This is a genomic window from Williamsia muralis (assembly GCF_051487485.1).
Taxonomy (GTDB): domain Bacteria; phylum Actinomycetota; class Actinomycetes; order Mycobacteriales; family Mycobacteriaceae; genus Williamsia; species Williamsia muralis_B.
This window is the reverse complement of sequence record NZ_JAHVCV010000011.1, coordinates 13,991-30,190: the sequence shown is the minus strand read 5'-3', so window position 1 is coordinate 30,190 and position 16,200 is coordinate 13,991. Positions and strand designations below refer to the sequence as shown.

The 16,200-nt window shown below is 62.5% G+C and carries 15 protein-coding genes and 1 riboswitch; of the genes, 8 read left to right on the top strand and 7 right to left on the bottom strand.

Going from position 1 to position 16,200, the window contains the following annotated elements; translation table 11 throughout:
• Nucleotides 1–310: 310 nt before the first annotated feature.
• Nucleotides 311–2,110, top strand: a complete 1,800-nt coding sequence (locus tag KXR83_RS23710; protein WP_437426960.1) for an alkyl/aryl-sulfatase — start codon at nt 311–313, stop codon at nt 2,108–2,110.
• Nucleotides 2,111–2,161: 51 nt separating this feature from the next.
• On the opposite strand, the gene KXR83_RS23705 is transcribed toward KXR83_RS23710, so the two are convergent.
• Together KXR83_RS23705 and KXR83_RS23700 are read right to left on the bottom strand one after the other, a co-directional pair.
• A complete protein-coding gene (locus KXR83_RS23705) occupies nt 2,162–2,476 on the bottom strand; it encodes a DMT family transporter (protein ID WP_437426959.1) in 315 nt (104 codons plus the stop codon).
• Nucleotides 2,477–2,500: 24 nt separating this feature from the next.
• Nucleotides 2,501–2,566, bottom strand: a riboswitch (guanidine-III (ykkC-III) riboswitch).
• 91 nt (nt 2,567–2,657) lie between these two features.
• Complete coding sequence (locus tag KXR83_RS23700) at nt 2,658–3,845, bottom strand: cytochrome P450 (RefSeq protein ID WP_437426958.1); 1,188 nt, start codon at nt 3,843–3,845, stop codon at nt 2,658–2,660.
• A gap of 153 nt (nt 3,846–3,998) precedes the next feature.
• Here KXR83_RS23700 and KXR83_RS23695 point away from each other — a divergent pair, with 153 nt between their 5' ends.
• A complete protein-coding gene (locus KXR83_RS23695; protein ID WP_437426957.1) occupies nt 3,999–4,553 on the top strand; it encodes a TetR/AcrR family transcriptional regulator in 555 nt (184 codons plus the stop codon).
• A 93-nt stretch (nt 4,554–4,646) separates the two neighbouring features.
• Here KXR83_RS23695 and KXR83_RS23690 read toward each other — a convergent pair whose 3' ends face one another.
• Both KXR83_RS23690 and KXR83_RS23685 read right to left on the bottom strand, forming a co-directional pair.
• The gene (locus tag KXR83_RS23690) at nt 4,647–5,945 is read right to left on the bottom strand and encodes a DUF1254 domain-containing protein (protein ID WP_437426956.1); all 1,299 of its coding nucleotides are present in this window, start codon (nt 5,943–5,945) and stop codon (nt 4,647–4,649) included.
• A 189-nt stretch (nt 5,946–6,134) separates the two neighbouring features.
• Nucleotides 6,135–6,551 (bottom strand): MerR family transcriptional regulator, encoded by a 417-nt coding sequence (locus tag KXR83_RS23685; protein ID WP_437426955.1) that lies wholly within the window; start codon nt 6,549–6,551, stop codon nt 6,135–6,137.
• A gap of 137 nt (nt 6,552–6,688) precedes the next feature.
• Between KXR83_RS23685 and KXR83_RS23680 the strand changes: the two genes are divergently transcribed.
• Nucleotides 6,689–7,414: an SDR family oxidoreductase gene (locus tag KXR83_RS23680; RefSeq protein WP_437426954.1), complete on the top strand. Its 726-nt coding sequence runs from the start codon at nt 6,689–6,691 to the stop codon at nt 7,412–7,414.
• A gap of 16 nt (nt 7,415–7,430) precedes the next feature.
• On the opposite strand, the gene KXR83_RS23675 is transcribed toward KXR83_RS23680, so the two are convergent.
• Nucleotides 7,431–8,393 (bottom strand): alpha/beta hydrolase, encoded by a 963-nt coding sequence (locus KXR83_RS23675; protein WP_437426953.1) that lies wholly within the window; start codon nt 8,391–8,393, stop codon nt 7,431–7,433.
• Between the two features lie 114 nt (nt 8,394–8,507).
• Here KXR83_RS23675 and KXR83_RS23670 point away from each other — a divergent pair, with 114 nt between their 5' ends.
• On the top strand, nt 8,508–9,059 hold the full coding sequence (locus KXR83_RS23670; protein ID WP_437426952.1) for a TetR/AcrR family transcriptional regulator: 552 nt from the start codon (nt 8,508–8,510) through the stop codon (nt 9,057–9,059).
• Nucleotides 9,060–9,164: 105 nt separating this feature from the next.
• Here the strand turns inward: KXR83_RS23670 and KXR83_RS23665 are convergent, their stop codons facing one another.
• A complete protein-coding gene (locus KXR83_RS23665) occupies nt 9,165–9,767 on the bottom strand; it encodes a TetR/AcrR family transcriptional regulator (RefSeq protein WP_437426951.1) in 603 nt (200 codons plus the stop codon).
• Nucleotides 9,768–10,270: 503 nt separating this feature from the next.
• Here KXR83_RS23665 and KXR83_RS23660 point away from each other — a divergent pair.
• The 4 genes from KXR83_RS23660 (at nt 10,271) to KXR83_RS23645 (ending at nt 15,041) form a co-directional block, all read left to right on the top strand.
• Nucleotides 10,271–10,654, top strand: a complete 384-nt coding sequence (locus KXR83_RS23660; protein ID WP_437426950.1) for a response regulator transcription factor — start codon at nt 10,271–10,273, stop codon at nt 10,652–10,654.
• 95 nt (nt 10,655–10,749) lie between these two features.
• On the top strand, nt 10,750–11,994 hold the full coding sequence (locus KXR83_RS23655) for a serine hydrolase domain-containing protein (RefSeq protein ID WP_437426949.1): 1,245 nt from the start codon (nt 10,750–10,752) through the stop codon (nt 11,992–11,994).
• Between the two features lie 240 nt (nt 11,995–12,234).
• Complete coding sequence (locus tag KXR83_RS23650) at nt 12,235–13,668, top strand: APC family permease (RefSeq protein ID WP_317713711.1); 1,434 nt, start codon at nt 12,235–12,237, stop codon at nt 13,666–13,668.
• Nucleotides 13,665–15,041, top strand: a complete 1,377-nt coding sequence (locus KXR83_RS23645; RefSeq protein ID WP_437426948.1) for an FAD-binding oxidoreductase — start codon at nt 13,665–13,667, stop codon at nt 15,039–15,041. The genes KXR83_RS23650 and KXR83_RS23645 overlap by 4 nt, the downstream gene beginning before the upstream one ends.
• 1 nt (nt 15,042) lies before the next feature.
• Here KXR83_RS23645 and KXR83_RS23640 read toward each other — a convergent pair whose 3' ends face one another.
• Entirely contained in the window at nt 15,043–16,185 is a 1,143-nt protein-coding gene (locus tag KXR83_RS23640) for an acyl-CoA dehydrogenase family protein (protein ID WP_317713709.1), read from the bottom strand.
• Nucleotides 16,186–16,200: the final 15 nt, after the last annotated feature.

Sequence of the window (16,200 nt, the reverse complement as noted above, 5' to 3'; positions counted from 1 at the left end):
TCTCATCCGTTTTGGGTGATTGCTGCGGCGACAGGTTCTTTGATTGCGCAGGCCTGACGAAATACATGTCGTCCATTCAATCCGTCACTGCTGTTTCATTTCTCGTTCACTTCCGCTGCAACACCCGGGCTGTTATTTTCGATGGACACGGCCAGTTGTCAGCCGTGACTCAGCCGTCGAGAATGGCGTCAATGTCCTGACCTGGGTGGTCGGCATTGAATGAGGTACTCGACGTTCCACCCACTCCACGTCCCACGGGCACGCGGTGCCCGCGAGGTAACGGGGTGACAACTCTCGCCGAGGAGTTCTGATGCCCGCCGACTTTTCTGATCGCACCGATTTCACCAACGCCAACCGTGGGCTGGTCGCAACCCTGGAGCCGGCAGAGATCCGGGCCAGTGACGACCGGGTGGTGTACGACGCAGCCGGCTTCGCGGCAGCGACAACCGGCGATTGTCCAACTACCGTCAATCCGAGCCTGTGGCGTCAAGCGCAACTCACGGCCATTCACGGTCTGTTCGAGGTGACTGCAGGGATCTACCAAATCCGCGGGTACGACTTGTCCAACATGACACTGGTCGAGGGAAACACCGGAGTGGTGGTCATCGATCCGTTGGTTTCGGCCGAGTGTGCCGCGGCGGGGCTGGCGCTGTATCGCAGCCGGCGCGGCGATCGTCCCGTCACCGCTCTCATCTACACCCACTCCCACATCGACCACTTCGGTGGTGTGCTCGGTGTTGTCGACGCCGACACCACCGTGCCGATCGTGGCTCCCGAACACTTCCTCGAGCACGCGGTCTCGGAGAACGTGTACGCCGGCGGCGCCATGCTGCGGCGAGGAATGTTCCACACCGGCATCGTGCTTCCGGTGGGCGCCACCGGAACTCTCGGCGCCGGCCTGGGGCCGAGCACCTCCACCGGATCCGTCGGATTGTTGGCACCCACACTGGACGTCACCCACACCGGCCAGGAAGAAATACTGGACGGTGTCCGCATCGTCTTCCAGGTGACCCCGGGCACCGAGGCGCCATCGGAGATGAACTTCTACTTCCCTGATCATCGCGCATTGTGTTTGGCAGAGAACGCAACCCACAATCTGCACAACCTCCTCACCCTGCGAGGGGCCGAAGTCCGAGATGCCCGCAACTGGTCGAGATACATCGCCGAGGCCATCGAGATGTTCGCCTACGATTCGGACGTCGCGTTCGCCTCGCACCACTGGCCGACCTGGGGTACCACCGAGTTGATCGGGTATCTGACCGAACAACGCGACCTGTATGCGTATCTGCACGACCAAACGCTGCGTCAGCTCAACCAGGGTCACGTCGGTTCGGAGATCGCCGAAGACTTTCAGATGCCGCCGGCCCTGGACGCGGCATGGCACACCCACGGGTACTACGGCTCGGTCAGCCACAACGTGAAAGCCATCTATCAGCGATACCTCGGCTGGTATGACGGCAATCCGGCACATCTGTGGCAACACCCGCCCGAGGCAGCCGGCGCCCGGTACGTCCGCGCGATCGGCGGTATCGATGCGGCCGTGGCGCGGGCACAGGAGTTCGCCGACGAAGGAGACCTTCGGTTCGCCGCAGAGCTGGCGAGTCATGCGGTGTTTGCCGAACCCGCCCATGCTGGTGCAAAAGCAGTGCTGACCGACGCATTGACGCGACTGGGATATGGCTCTGAATGCGCAACCTGGCGCAACAACTATCTGGTCGGCGCTAGTGAAGTCGATGGACCGACCCACCCGGCCGAAGTCAGCGCAGCAGGCATGGCCACCGCGTTGACGATCACCCAGGTGTTCGACAGCATCGCGATCCGCATTGACGGGCCTCGTGCGTGGGACACCACGGCGTCGATCCGTTGGTGCTTCACCGATGTTGATGAGACGTACCGGATGGAACTGTCCAACGGTGTGTTGATCCACTATCCCACCGAGCGCACCGACCCGGCCGATCTTGTTGTCACCCTGACCAAGGTGCAACTCCTGGGGCTTCTCGCCGGTGCAGGTACCGAAGGCATCTCGATGGAGGGCGACGCGGCGACCATCGGCACGATCGTCGGTCTCACCGATCAGCCCGACCCGGCATTCAGGATCGTCACACCCTGACGGCGTTACCGATGCGTGGTGTCGGGCGGACAGATCACCACGACGGTGGTGTCAGTGGGCCAGTTTGAGACCGACCACCGCTATGACGATGACCGCGATCAGCCCGACCTTGATCGGGGATGCCGTTTCCGTGCCCGTGAACATCGCGTATGACACCGTCAGACACGCGCCCAGCCCGACCCAGATGGCGTACGCGGTGCCCGTCGGAAGGGTTCGCATCGCGTATGCCAAGCCGGCCATCGAAAGGACAAGGCCCCCAGCGAAGATGGCGGTCGGCCACAGTTTCGAAAAACCTTCGGAACGGCCGAGGGCCGTAGCCCACACAGCCTCGAATATCCCGGAGATGACGAGTACCATCCATGCCATTGCCCGACAACCCCTACCTTCGCAGAAGTACCGTCTTGTCGGGGTCCGGGTACGGTCACGATCGTCCGGATTGATCGTCTAGATCTCTGTTCGACGGTAGCACGGGGTCGTCATGGCCCTCGTCCTCGCCAAATCGCCTATTCGCTGGTCGACGTGCCGGCAGTACGTTCCCTGCCGAGGCTCAGGCCGTGTGGACGATCAACGGCAGCGTGTGCAGACGGCGAGAAAGCAGGCTGTGGGTCCAGTGGGGCGTGGTGTTCCCGAGGGACAACGTCGTGGTGGCGTCGAGGAGGAACTCGATGGCCAATCGGCTCTCGACGCGGGCGAGAGCGGCACCCACGCACAGATGTATCCCCTTGCCGAATGCCATGTGCGTCGGTCGTGTGGGCGGGTCGAGCTGGAGCGTGTCGGGATCGTCGAAACGCTGGGGGTCGCGGTTGGCTGCTCCCCACGCCAAGTACAGATGTGAGCCCGCCGGCAGCACGACATCGTCGAGGGTGGTTTCGTGCACGACGTGGCGAAAGTGTCCACGGAACGGCGATTCGAGTCGCAGTGCCTCCTCGATGAACGGTCCGACAAGGCTGCGGTCGGCGCGCAGGCGGCCGACGATGTCGTCGTGGCGCCCCAGCAGCCACACTGCAGTCCCCAGGATGCTGATGGTCGATTCGGCGCCCGCGGCGACCAGCTGAATCAAGATCATCACTGCGGTGTCGTGGTCGAGGTCGCCTGAGTTGACCAATCGGGCGAGATCGCCGAGAACGTTGTCGCAGGGGCTTTTTCGTGCGTCGGTGAATGCCGCGGCGAGATAGGTTGCCAGTTCGGTGACTGCTGTCGAGGCATCACGCAACTGCTCGGGAGTAACAACCCCGTCGAGGAGCATCGTGGACGCGAACGCCCAACGGACCAGTTCATCGACGTCGGTCTCCGGTAGTCCCACCAATTCTGTCACCACGAGCATCGGTAGCCGTTCAGCGACAGCATGCACCCAGTCGATGCGTCCCTCTTCCAGGCCGTCGCGCCACAGCTGTTCGAGGGTGGCACTGATGAACGGCGACAGGGCGCGCACGCGCGAGGCAACCAAAGCGGGCATCACCATGGCGCGGTGGGCGCGATGAACGGGCTCGTCGGCGGTGGCCAACACGTGCAGCGGAGAACCCAGCGGGGCTACCGGGTACTCGGTCAGCGTGCCGTCGCGATGCACGACCATCGTGGCGGTGAGATTGGACGAGAAATCGTCTGCCCGCTTGAGCACCTCGGCAATCAGATCCCACGAACTCACCAGATAGAACGCTGAGTCGCCCAACTGATGCACCGGAGAACAAGCGCGGAGTTCGGCGAACAACGAATACGGATCATCTCCAGCAATCATGGGACCAGGGTCGATCGGACAGTGGTCGAACACAATGGGTTTGAGTTAAGTCGACACACCCCGTTCGATACTTTCCGCATCCTGGTCTCACCTCCCCGCCATGACCAGTGCGAATGCTTTGTCTGATTGCAGTTTGTTGTCTCATAATGAGACATGTCCGCTGATTGGCTCGTTGGCTCAGACCGCACCGACGTTGCTCGCGAACGAATGCTGAACCTCGCCGGGGCGCTCATCGCCGAACGCGGAATCGACCGCTTCGATCTCAACGAACTCGCTGCCCGCGCGCACTGTTCGCGCGCTACCGTCTACCGCCACACCGGCGGGAGAACACGTCTCCTCGAAGCGGTTTTCACCCACACCTCCAGTGCGATCGCAGAGACCGTCGGTCACGCGGTCGCCGGACTGGCCGGAGAGCAGCGGGCGCAGACCGCAATCGCAGTCACGCTCGGTGAGTTCCGGACCAACCGGATAGCCCGACAGTTCCTGCGGTCTCGTCACGTACTCGACGGAGCCAAAGCCGCTACCAGATCACCTGTCCTGTGGGCCATTGCCGCCGAGCTCACGGGGATCGATCCCGCCAACACCATCGCTTCGTCGTTGGCCGTGCGTTCTGTCCTCACCCTTGCGCTCTGGCCACCAGCAAACCCTGCGGACGAGCCCCACCTCATTGCCGCACTCTGCGCGGCGCTTCTCGCTGCGGACTGTTGATAGCGCATGTACCTGCACACGCATTCATCAGTCCGGCGGCTCGGCGAACCACTCCAGAGTGTTGGCCATGAGCCCGGCTGTGTGGGCGTCTTATCAGGTGTTGGGTACCAGTGGCGGCAGGGTGTAGCGGCCTTCTGCGATCTCGCGGTCGCCGCCGTACGCCCGAATGATCACCGTGAACGGCCCAGGCGGAGCCGGTAGCCAGTTGGCCCGTGCGGCAGGGTCTGTCGGCTCGGCGTGGGAAATGTGCAGGGTCAGCGAGTTGTCGGAACCGTAGACGATTCCTGGGGTGCGATCTCCGATGGAGTATCGGTCGATCGAGTTGTCCACCAACAGTCTTTCGGGCAATCGGTACATGGTCGCCGACCAAAAGAAACGCACCTTCGGGAGATGCCCCGCATCGAAGGTGACCGTGAATGATGTGGTTCCGACCGGGGTGTCGCCGGCGGAGTCGGTGATCCACCCCGCATACCAGGCTTCACTAGGCGGCAACCCGTAAAGCCCCTTCATCGCTGCGATGTTCCGATTGGTGTACTTGCCCGCCATCTGCTGATGTGTGCCGAAGAGGCCGATGGACGAGGCTGCATGGCTGGCGTGTTCCTGTAGTGCCGCGATGCCGTCAGCAAGACCCGCCGCCAGGGCGGCGCGGTCATTGTCGTCCAAGTCGTCGACTCGGAACGAACCGTCTCCACCCATGCCCGCCGCCTTCATCCGACTACGGACCTCAGCGTCTTCCTCGAGAGGAGGTGCGAACTGCAACAAGAAGTCGACCAACTCGTAGAAGGCGGTTGTGGTGGTGAAGGCCTTCTCGTCCCAGACAGGCCACTGCACCGGCGAGATTGCTTGTGGCGGTGGTGTTTGGGTGAATGCGCTCAGCGGCTCAACACGGTAGGAGTCCTGGATACGCTTCATCGACTCGACGCCGTCCGGCATCAATGCGGTCCTGGTGAGGCTGCCCAGAAACTCGGTCGTTGAGCGGATGACGCCGTCGATGCCTTCCGGCACTGCCCCATCCCAGGACGGGCCGACTAGCAGATAGGAACCGGCGTCGGCACCCGTGGTGACCGCTCCGACGTAGCCGGCGTACAGGGTGTACAGGTCGTGGAACGGCAGGATGTAGTAGCGATCGATCGCGGGCACTGTGACCACATACGGCTCGGCCCGCAGGTCGAGCCACAGCCACGAATACGGCGTGTCGTTGTTCGGCGTGACGATGTCGGTGTTCTCCGGGCGCGCCGGGTTCGGATAGTGCCGGTAGTTCCCGAACCCACCGGTGTACCGGGGGTCAGCGGAATCAATGGCCTGGGCATACATCGTCCGGTAGTTCTCCACCATGGCGTAGCCGAATGTGAAAGCGTCCGCAGCGGTTGCCCGCAGGTCGTCAGAACTCATACTCACTCTTCCTGTTCAGCGTGCGCTGTTGTGGGCGGACTGAGTCCGTTCCTGCCGCAGCACCTTTCACCGGACAAGTCGAAACCCACGGTACCTGCCGCCGGGTGGTGGTGCGGCCGACTCGACGGGTCCGCCTAATTGTCGCCGAGTCGTCGCGAGAGAAATTCGGTGCCGAAACGAGGGCTGGTGTCAGCTCATCGCCGACTGGTCAGCGGAATCATAAGGCGCCCACGGTGTCTCTCGGAGGCCCGGACAGTGCTCGGGCGTCGGGTTACGGGCGATGTCGATCATCCGGTCGAGGGCATCGCGGGCGGCGGCCAGGTCTGCCATGGCCGCAGTGATGCGGTCGCGTTCTGATGCGAGTATCTCGAATACCTCGGGGGAGGCCTGACCGCTGTCGACACACGGCAGCAATTGCATGACCACTCGGCTGGGCAGGCCAGCGGTGAAGAACTGCTGGATCAGCTTGACGCGCTCGATGGCTGATTCTGGGTAGGTGCGCTGGCCACTCGGGGTGCGCTCGGACTCGAGCAGGCCCTGCTCCTCGTAATAGCGCAGCGCTCTGGTGCTCACTCCTGCGCGGGTTGCGACATCGCCGATCCGCATGCCTCTCGCCTCCTGTGATCGATCAGTCTGCAAGCAGACTTGCCCTTGACGTCAACGTGAAGTTTTAGAGTAGCCGATGTCGGGCAGATGTGGCCCGATCCCAAGAAGAAGACTTCTCGTAGAAGGCATGGTCCCCAATGGACATCACCAACCAGATCGCACTCGTCACCGGCGCAAATCGCGGAATCGGCCGGCAGTACGTACTCGAACTCCTCGATCGTGGAGCGGGCAAGGTGTACGCGACGGCCCGCCGCCCGGAGACCTTGGAGTTCTCCGACGACCGGGTGGTGCCGCTGCGGCTCGACCTGCTCGACCACCAGTCCGTCGTGGCTGCGGCGGCGGCCGCAAGCGATGTCACTGTGCTCGTCAACAATGCCGGTATCGCCACCGGAGCTCCGCTCGTCACCGGTGACCTGGCGGAGATTCGCCGCGAGATGGACACGCACTTTTGGGGCACGCTGGATGTGATCCGGGAGTTCGCACCCGTGCTGGCCGCACAGGGAGGTGGTGCGATCGTAAACGTCTTGTCTGCCCTGTCGTGGTTCGCCGCTCCCGGCACCGGGTCGTATTCTGCTGCCAAGTCGGCGGAGTGGAATATGACAAACGGTGTGCGACTGGAACTCTCGTCACAAGGTACCTTCGTGCAGGGCGTCCTGCTGGGCGCAGCCGACACGGACATCTCCGCTGGATATGACGGGCCCAAGATCGATCCTCGCGACGTTCCGCGTCTCTCGCTCGACGGTCTGACCGACGGCTTGATCGAAGTCATCGTCGACGATTGGACCGCGATGGTGAAGGCATCTCTGGCTGGAGATCCGGCCGCGTTCTACTCGCAGATGAGCCAGCTCCTCGGCGCCGGCTGAGCAGTCGCCGCCGTGCTCAGTGTGTGGCGTCCTCACCTTTCGGGGGCCCGAGGGGCACGGCCGTCGTCAAGAACGAGAGTTGCTCGTCGACGACGGTCGGAAACAGCGGGTCCACGTAGGGGTCGAAGTGACCGCCGCGGTGCACATGCACTGTCGCATGCGGGATCTTCGACGCCGCCTTCTCGGCGACCGAGGCGGGGGTGACCGCGTCATCGGACATGATCTGGACCAGCGTCGGGCAAGTGATCGCAGCAGCTGTACGACCTGGGGAGTAGAGACCGATCTTGAGAAGTATTCGGGCGGCGACAGATTCGGGATAGTCGTTGGTCTTCAATCCCGATGCGGCGAGTAGCGAGTCGCGGGCGTCCATCGCGTCAGGCGATGTCATGACGGCGACGTCGCCGGGCCGACCGATTGAGTTGATGTAGCGCGGTGACCGCTTCAACAGCGCCCGCGTCTGGTCGATCACGGCGGACGGAAGGACTCGCACGGTGTTGCGCAGACCGGTTGCGCGCACCGCTGCGGGGCCGCTGACGTGGGGGACCTGTGCGATCACGGCCGCGAAGTCCTCGCCTGTTCCAGCAAGTGAGAGCACGTGGCCCCCTGCGAACGATGTCCCCCAACCGACAATCCGCCGGGCATGGGCACCATCGAGCGACCGGGCGTGGGCGATGGCGTTGCGGTAGTCCTGATGCTGCTTGGAGATGTCGAGAAGCTGGCGTGGCTCACCCTCGCTGTCTCCGAAGTGCCGGTAGTCGAACACGACAACCACGTATCCGGCGCGGGCGAAGACGTCCGCATAGCTGAAGAGGCGTACGGCGCGGGGGGTTCCGAATCCGTGAGCCATCACCACCGCAGGCGTGTCGGTGGTGGCTGCAGCCGGACGAAAGACTGCCGCTGCGCATCGCACGCCCTCGGAGTTGAACCACTCGTCGGTGCGCGAGTAGCCGGGATCCGCGGCGGACGCATCAGTAGGCATGGCAAGTCCTTCGTGTGGAGATGTGGCTGTGTCGAACAGATCGACCGCATTCTTGATCAGCGTTCAAGAAGACGGTAGCAACGCCTTGAACGGTAATCAAGATAGGATTTCGGCATGCCTCGGAACCGTGCGCCTATCGACCGGGCTGAGAAGCGGGCCGAGATCATCGCTGCGGCCACGTCGCTGTTCGTCGATGAGGGTTACGACAACACGACGATGGGAAAGATCGCGACCGCGGCGGGCGTCACTGCGAACACCATCTACTGGTACTTCCGAGACAAGGATCAGCTGCTCATCGCCGTCCTCGACGAAGTGCACGCCGAAACCCTCACCCGCTTTGCGGCCTTGGGCGAGCGGTCCCTCGGTGATCGCATCCTCTGGGCGGTCCGTGAGCTCACCCGATACCACCGGCTGGTGGACACCGTCCATGTGCGCACATCTCATTCGATCGATATAGAGAACTGGCACAACGGTTTTCATTCGACATGGGAAGGGTGGATTGCGTCCGAGCTGACCCAGTCGGGAGCGTCCGCCGCCGACGTGGAGGCGATGACTCGTGTGATCGTTTTTGTCATCGAGAGCATGCTCAGCCATCCCAACAGCGAGGACGAGAACCGGGCAACGGTCGACGTTCTCGTACGGATGGTTGATCTGCCGACACGGTAGGGGATCTCGCAGGGCCGCCGGCGCATTTGCACCAGGATCGTCCCCGTCGGCGGTGGCGGGCGGCTATGTCCCCTCCGCGACTGCGCTGGGGGATGAAGTTGGTGGCTACGGGTCTGTGGTGGCGAGAATCCAGAGAGTGGTCTCGGCATGGGCCGGCAGTGTCATGGGTGTTCCGGTGGCGGCACTCTGCAGCGTGAGACCGTCGAGGTAACAGACGATTCGGGGTGCTCTGGTGGACGCCGCCGCGGGATCGACCCCTGCAGCAGTGAGCGCGTATTCGATGAGATTGCAATATGCGGCGATGCAGTCGGCTGCCGCTGAGGCCAGGTGGGGATGCCGTGAGGCTGCGACGTAGAGCTCGAGCTGCGCGAGCGAGGCACTGGCGTCGGCGAAAAGGTTGGTCAGTTCACCGAGCATCGACTCGAGAAGCTGCTCTGGAGTCGATTGCTCGCTGTCCCACTGCGCGATGAGGGTCTCACACCGTTCGACGACGGAACTCGAAAACTGTTGCAAGGTGGCCCGGAGCAACTGGTCGCGATCGGTGAAGTGGTAGGTGGTGGAGCCGACGGACATCTGGACCCGGTCGGCTACGTCGCGCAGGGTGAAGCCGTTGAGGCCCCGCTCGCCGATCAACTGCAGCGTTGCAGTCATCAGTGCTTGCTTGCCGGCTCCGCGTCGTCGCGGCGAATCGGAAGCGCCTGAACTCACCTACTCCACTCTCTCTGTCTCCATCACCGGTACCAGCGTCAGTGTGCCAATGCGATGAGAACGATGACGCATCCCACAACGACGGGTAATACCAACAGCATTGCTCGATGTTCGCAAGAGAGTGTTGTGCGCTGGGTCGACGGCGTGTCGTCGACACTGTGAATGGTTCGTGCAGATTCGCGTGCGCGAAGCGTAGAAATGGTGTTCACGCTTTCCCCCTGTCCGCGGCCATGGTTCGGTTTGGTCGTCGCCGCGCGTGCGGCGACGCCTGAGTCCACATGTTGGAGTGATTCGTCGAAACCGTGGGCTCGTCGGTTCTGACGCCGGCCGCTCGGTTGCCAACCTATCCTATACTGCACAGCTGTGCAGTATCTGTCGCCAGGTGACGGTCAGACAGCGCACCAGCTGTCTGTTTTGTTGGGATCGGTAGCGGGGCGGCCCGGGTGTACTCGTCCGTAGTGGTCGTCGAAGGTCGGCGGCCCGTACGGAAGGGAGAGTGTTAGATGACGTTACCGCGCAACCACTTTGGTAACCCCGGTCGACCCAGAGCTGGGTATCGGCCGACCCGTGAAGAGGCGCTTGCGCGCCTTCGGCAGCGTCAGATGCCGCTGCCGGACCGGGCTGTTGCCGCGCGGGCCATGCCCGTTGCTCCCACCTATCCCTCGCCTGGACTGTCCGACCGAGAAGTTCAAGTGCTGCGAGCGTGGCTGGCACTCGACTCCAAATCCTCTGTTGCGCAAAGATTGTGCATCTCGCTCGGTACGGTCAACACACACCTCACCCGCATTCGAGTCAAGTACAGGGACGTCGGTCGAAGTGCACCCACCAAAGCGGCTCTGGTGGCACGCGCCATCCAGGATGGAATCGTCTTGATCGACGATCTCTGAGGCGCGCGGCCCGAAATGCCGTGCGAACTCAGCGGTTGACGGCGCACCGATGTACTCCTACGTTGTGTCTAATCCGCATCCGCAGGAGGGTGAGTGTGAACCACAGTCGAACTTGGCCCTCATGGAAAGCGTGTGTCGTTGTTCTGGCGGTCAGCCTGGTCGCGGCATGCAGCTCGAGTACCGAATCGTCGGATTCGAGTGCGACGTCAACCGTGTCAGCTGATCCGGCGAAGGCAGCTCAGATTGCCGCTCTGGTTCGTGAGGCCATGGACACGCAACATCTGCGGGCGGCGATCGTCCGGGTGACCGTCGATGGCGAACCGGTCATCACCGAGGCATTCGGAGAATCGATGACCGGTGTCCCGGCAACGACGGACATGCAGTTTCGCAATGGGGCGATCGTGGAGCCCTACATGGTGTCGGTGCTGCTCCAGCTGGTGGACGAGAAGAAAGCCAGTCTTGATGACCCCCTCTCGACTTGGTTGCCTGAGGTCCCGAATTCTGACCGGGTGACGCTCGGTCAACTGGCGACGATGACGGCCGGCTACCACGACTACGTCTTGGGTAATGAAGAGTTCGACCGCCTCGTCATGAGCGATCCGTTCAAGAACTGGACACCCGAGGAGCAGTTGTCGCTGGCCGTGAACAAGCCGCTGCTGTTCGAACCGGGTACCAATTGGAGCTACTCACACACCCAGTACGTTCTTCTCGGGCTCGCTCTGGAGAAGATAACGGGCACACCGTTGCAGGATGCGATCAGAACGCGGGTTCTGGAACCTTTGGGTCTAAACAACACATTCGCCAATCAGACCGCGGTCATGGAAGAGCCGACTCTGCATGCTTTCAGCTCCGAGCGGCGCGGATTCTTGGGACTTCCTCCGGACACACCCTTCTACGAGGACAGCACCTTCTGGGACCCGTCGTGGACGATAGCTCGTGGGGCTGTGGAGACGACGAACATTACCGACGCAGAAGCCACGGCCCGCACCTTGCTTGCCGGGGAGACGGTGTCGCCGGACCTGTACCCGCTGATGGTGTCCACGCGGATGCGCGGAAATGCGCCTGTCCCTGGCTGTGTGGCCGTGTGCACGGTGATGAATGAGCGGTACACCTACGGGATGGGGGTGGTGGTGTCCGGTGACTGGTACCTCCAGAACCCTCAGCTCAACGGCTATGGCGCTGTGGCGGCATACCTTCCGGAAGGAAAAGTGTCGATCGCAGTCGTGGTCACCTACGAACCCGAGGCGTTCAATTCGACCGGCGGTTACAAGAACAGCGCCGACCCGATCTTTCGCGAGATCGGCGCATTGATGGCCCCGGACAACGCCCCGCCGGCGTAGGGACGTCACGCTCTGCGCGGGAACTGACTTCTCGCACGGTGTGCGGCTTGTCAGACACGCCTCGTTCGAGACAGAGCCAACCATTACTGCAAGTTTCAGCGCATGGCTGCTTAATCCGGGTTAGCGTTGTACCGACGTTCCGACCAGCAGGCACGGGATGCCCTCCGTACAACGATCGAGGTATTCCGCGTGCCCACGCCCCTGACAGATGCATCATCGGCCGACAGTTCCTTACCCCCAGTGGATTCCGGTCCCGAGTTGCAGCGGACTCTCGGCGGATTCCAGGTGTTCGCAATCTCCTTTGCGTTCATCTCCGTGGCGGTGGGAGTTTTCGCAACGTACGGAGAAGTGCTGGTCACCGCAGGCCCGGTTGGTATCTGGCTGTGGCTCATCGCGGCAGTCGGCCAGACGTTGGTTGCCCTCGTGGTCGCTCAATTCGCGGCCAGGATCGCGTTGAGCGGCTCGTCCTACCAGTGGGCATCGCGACTGGCGAACCCGAAGGTCGGTTGGCTGTTCGGCTGGTTGACGTTCTGGTACCTGGCCACCGCGGTCGTCGCCATGGACAGTGCGCTGGCCAGTCAGGCGTTCATGCCGCTGGTGGGGATGGATCCGAACGAGGACACGGCCCGCATCATCACGGTGATCATCATGATCATTCAGGCTGTCTTGGTGATCGCCTCGACCCGGCTGCTGGGTTTGATCACATCCGGTGCTGTCGGCGTTGAGCTCGCAATCGTCGCGATCCTCGTTGTCGCGCTGGCAGCGGTGGTGGTGTTCACCGGAAGCGGCGAGGTCAGCAACCTGACGTCGCGGGGAATCACCGAAGGCGACAGCAACTACTACGCCATCGGTGGCGGACTGATGGCCGGAATGCTGATGGGCCTGACCACGCTCGTGGGCTTCGATTCGGCGGCCAATCTCGCCGAGGAGGCCAAGGATCCGTTCCGGAGTGTGCCGCGCGCGATCGTTGCCTCCGTGCTCGCCGCCGGGGTGGCCGGGTTCTTCTTCTTGCTCGCTTTGACCGTAGCGATCGACGATGTGGACGCGATCAGTAAGAGTGGGTCGCCGGTCGCAGCGATCATCCGCGACCAACTCGGACCGGTGATGGAACGAATTCTATTGGCTGCCATCGTCTTTGCGATCTTCGGCGCCGGAATGGTGGTGATGGCGGCGTGCTCTCGTCAGGTGTTCGCGATGGCCCGTGATGAACGGTTCCCGGCACATGGGCTGATGCGTAAGGTCAACCCCCGGACCCAGACCCCGGTACCGGCCACCCTTCTCATCCTGGTCGTCGGTGTCGTCTTGCTGGTCGTGCTGCCCGGAGACGCGTTGATCAAGCTGATCACCGCCTCGACACTTCTGCCTGCGCTCATCTACGGCGCCATCGTTGTGCTCTATCTCGTGGTGCGCAAGCGGCTGGAACGAAAAGAGGATGGGTTCAGCCTCGGCCGCTTCGAACTCCCGATTGCCGTGGCCGCCTTGATCTGGGTCGCCTGCGCGCTGTTCGTGTTGGTCACTCCAGGTGACTCCACCTCGTCGAACGTGATCGTCGCCGGTCTGATCCTGTTGGGTGGCGTGTACTTCGCCAAGATGATGATCTTCAACCGTGAGGTGCTCGAGACCGAGCCTGCCGGTGGCGACGCCGTCGACGCGGTTGTCGAGGTGACCGAGTGAGCAAGCCAGTGTCCCGGTCGGTGGAATTGACCGGCCGAATCGTGCGTCCCGGGGACCCGCAGTATCCAGAGGCGAGTGCCGGATGGAACCTGCTGTTCACCCAGACGCCCCAGGTTGTCGTGTATCCGCAGGTGACCGCGGACGTCGTCAACGCGCTCACATGGGCACGGCAGAACGAGGTTTCGCTTCGGGTGCGTAGCGGGGGACATTGCCTCGAGGGTTGGTCGAGTGTCGACGACGGCATCGTGATCGATGTCAGCGAGATGAAATCGGTGTCGCTGGACGCGGAATCACAGACGGCGACGGTGGGCGCCGGGCTCAATCAACTCGAAGCCGTGACTGCGTTGGGGCGTGAGGGTTTTGCGGCACCGACGGGAACCGAGGGCACGGTCGGACTGGTCGGCGCCACGCTCGGAGGCGGGTTCGGTTTGTTGACCCGCTACCTCGGCATGGCATCGGACAACTTGTTGGCAGCCGAGATCGTTGTCGCTGACAGTGACCGCGGTGCAGAGGTCATCACGGTCGACGAGACGAGTAACCCGGATCTGCTCTGGGCGCTGCGTGGTGCAGGCAACGGCAACTTCGGGATCGTGACGTCGTTGACCTACCGCGTCCATCCGCTGGCGCAGACGATCTACGTCACCGCCACATGGTCTGGGATCGACCACCTGCACGCCGTGTTCGATGCGTGGCAGCGCTCGGCGCCGACGACAGACAACCGGCTCACCAGTCAGATTGAGATCAACAGCGAACAGGTCCAACTCTTGGGTGTTCTGGCATCGGGGACAACACAAGAGGCGTTGGAACTGCTCGGTCCGATCCTGGCCGTCGGTGCACCAGAGGTGACAACGTCGGACGCGAGTTGGGTAGACACCTACACGGCATTCCAGATTCCGATCGAGAACGAGCCGGCCAACTGGAAGTTCCAGTCCCAGTTCATCTCAGAACCGTTCCCGCCGGAAGCGATCGACCTGGTCTGCCAGTACATCGCAACTGCTCCGACTGCAGAGTGCAACTACTTCACCAACGCCTTCGGAGGCGCGGTGACCCGGACGGAGCCGTCCGGTGGGTCGGTATTCGCGCATCGCAACGCGATCTTCTACGCCGAGCCCGGTGCCGGATGGGGAACAAGGGGATCTGCCGCGTCGGCGGATCCCCAGTCGACAGCGTTCCTGAAGTGGGTGGACGACTTCACAAAAGCGCTGGCGCCCTACGTTTCCGGGGCGTACAGCAACGTCCCGAACGCCGACATGGCCGACTGGCAGACCGCCTACTGGGGATTCGGCGTCGACCGATTGAAGGCGATCAAAGCGCAGTACGACCCGACCGGTGTATTCAGCTTCGAGCAAGGACTTTCACAACCCGAGAGCTGAATCATAGTGAGCGCGCGATGATTTCCTTCATGATCTCGTTGGTGCCGGCGTAGATCTTCTGAACCCGTCCATCTGCCCACATGCGGCCGATGGGGTACTCGCTCATGTAGCCGTATCCGCCGAAAAGTTGCATGCAGTCGTCGAGCACTGTCATCGCGCGGTCCGAGGTCCACCACTTGGCCATCGCCACCGTGGGGATGTCGAGCTCGCCGGCGAGGTGTTTGCGGATGCAGTCGTCGATGAAGACGCGGGCGATCGTTGTCTCGGTCGCGGCTTCGGCGAGTTTGAACTTGGTGTTCTGGAACCCGAAGATGGGGCGGCCGAACGCTGTTCGCTCCTTGGTGTAGGCGAGTGTCTGGGCGACAGCAGACTCCATTCCGGCGACCGAGGCCACTGCGATGATCAACCGCTCCTGAGGTAGCTGCTGCATCAATTGGACAAAGCCCAGTCCCTCATCGGTCCCCAAGAGGTTCGCAGCGGGCACCCGGACGCTGTCGAAGAACAACTCCGACGTGTCCTGTCCGCGTTGCCCGATCTTGTCCAGAATCCGGCCGCGGCGGAAACCCTGCCGGTCGCCCTCGACGAGAATCAGCGAGATGCCGTCTGCGCCTTTGCTCGTGTCGGTCTTGGCCACCACGATGATGAGGTCGGCCTGCGATCCGTTTGTGATGAAGGTCTTTGACCCGTCGATCACATATTCGTCCCCGTCTCGGATCGCTTTGGTCGAGATGTTCTGCAGATCGGAGCCCGTGCCCGGTTCTGTCATCGCGATGGCGCCGACAACCTCGCCCGTTGCCATCTTCGGCAACCATCGCTGCCTCTGCTCGTCTGATCCGTACTCGAGCAGGTAGTGGGCGACGATCCCGTTGTGCAGGCTCACACCCCACGACGAATCACCCGCTCGCGCTTGCTCTTCGATCAACACCGCTTCGTGAGCGAACGTGCCGCCGCCACCGCCGTACTCCTCTGGAATCGACATGCACAGCAGACCCAATTCGCCGGCTTGGTTCCACAGATCGCGATCCACATGGTGTTGCGACGTGTACTTCTCGGTGTTCGGAATGACGTGCTTGTCGAGGAACGACTTGATCAGTCCGCGCAAAGCTTCGAGATCAGGAGTCACCCAAGGTGAGGTATGGGTCATCGGTACCTTTCATCG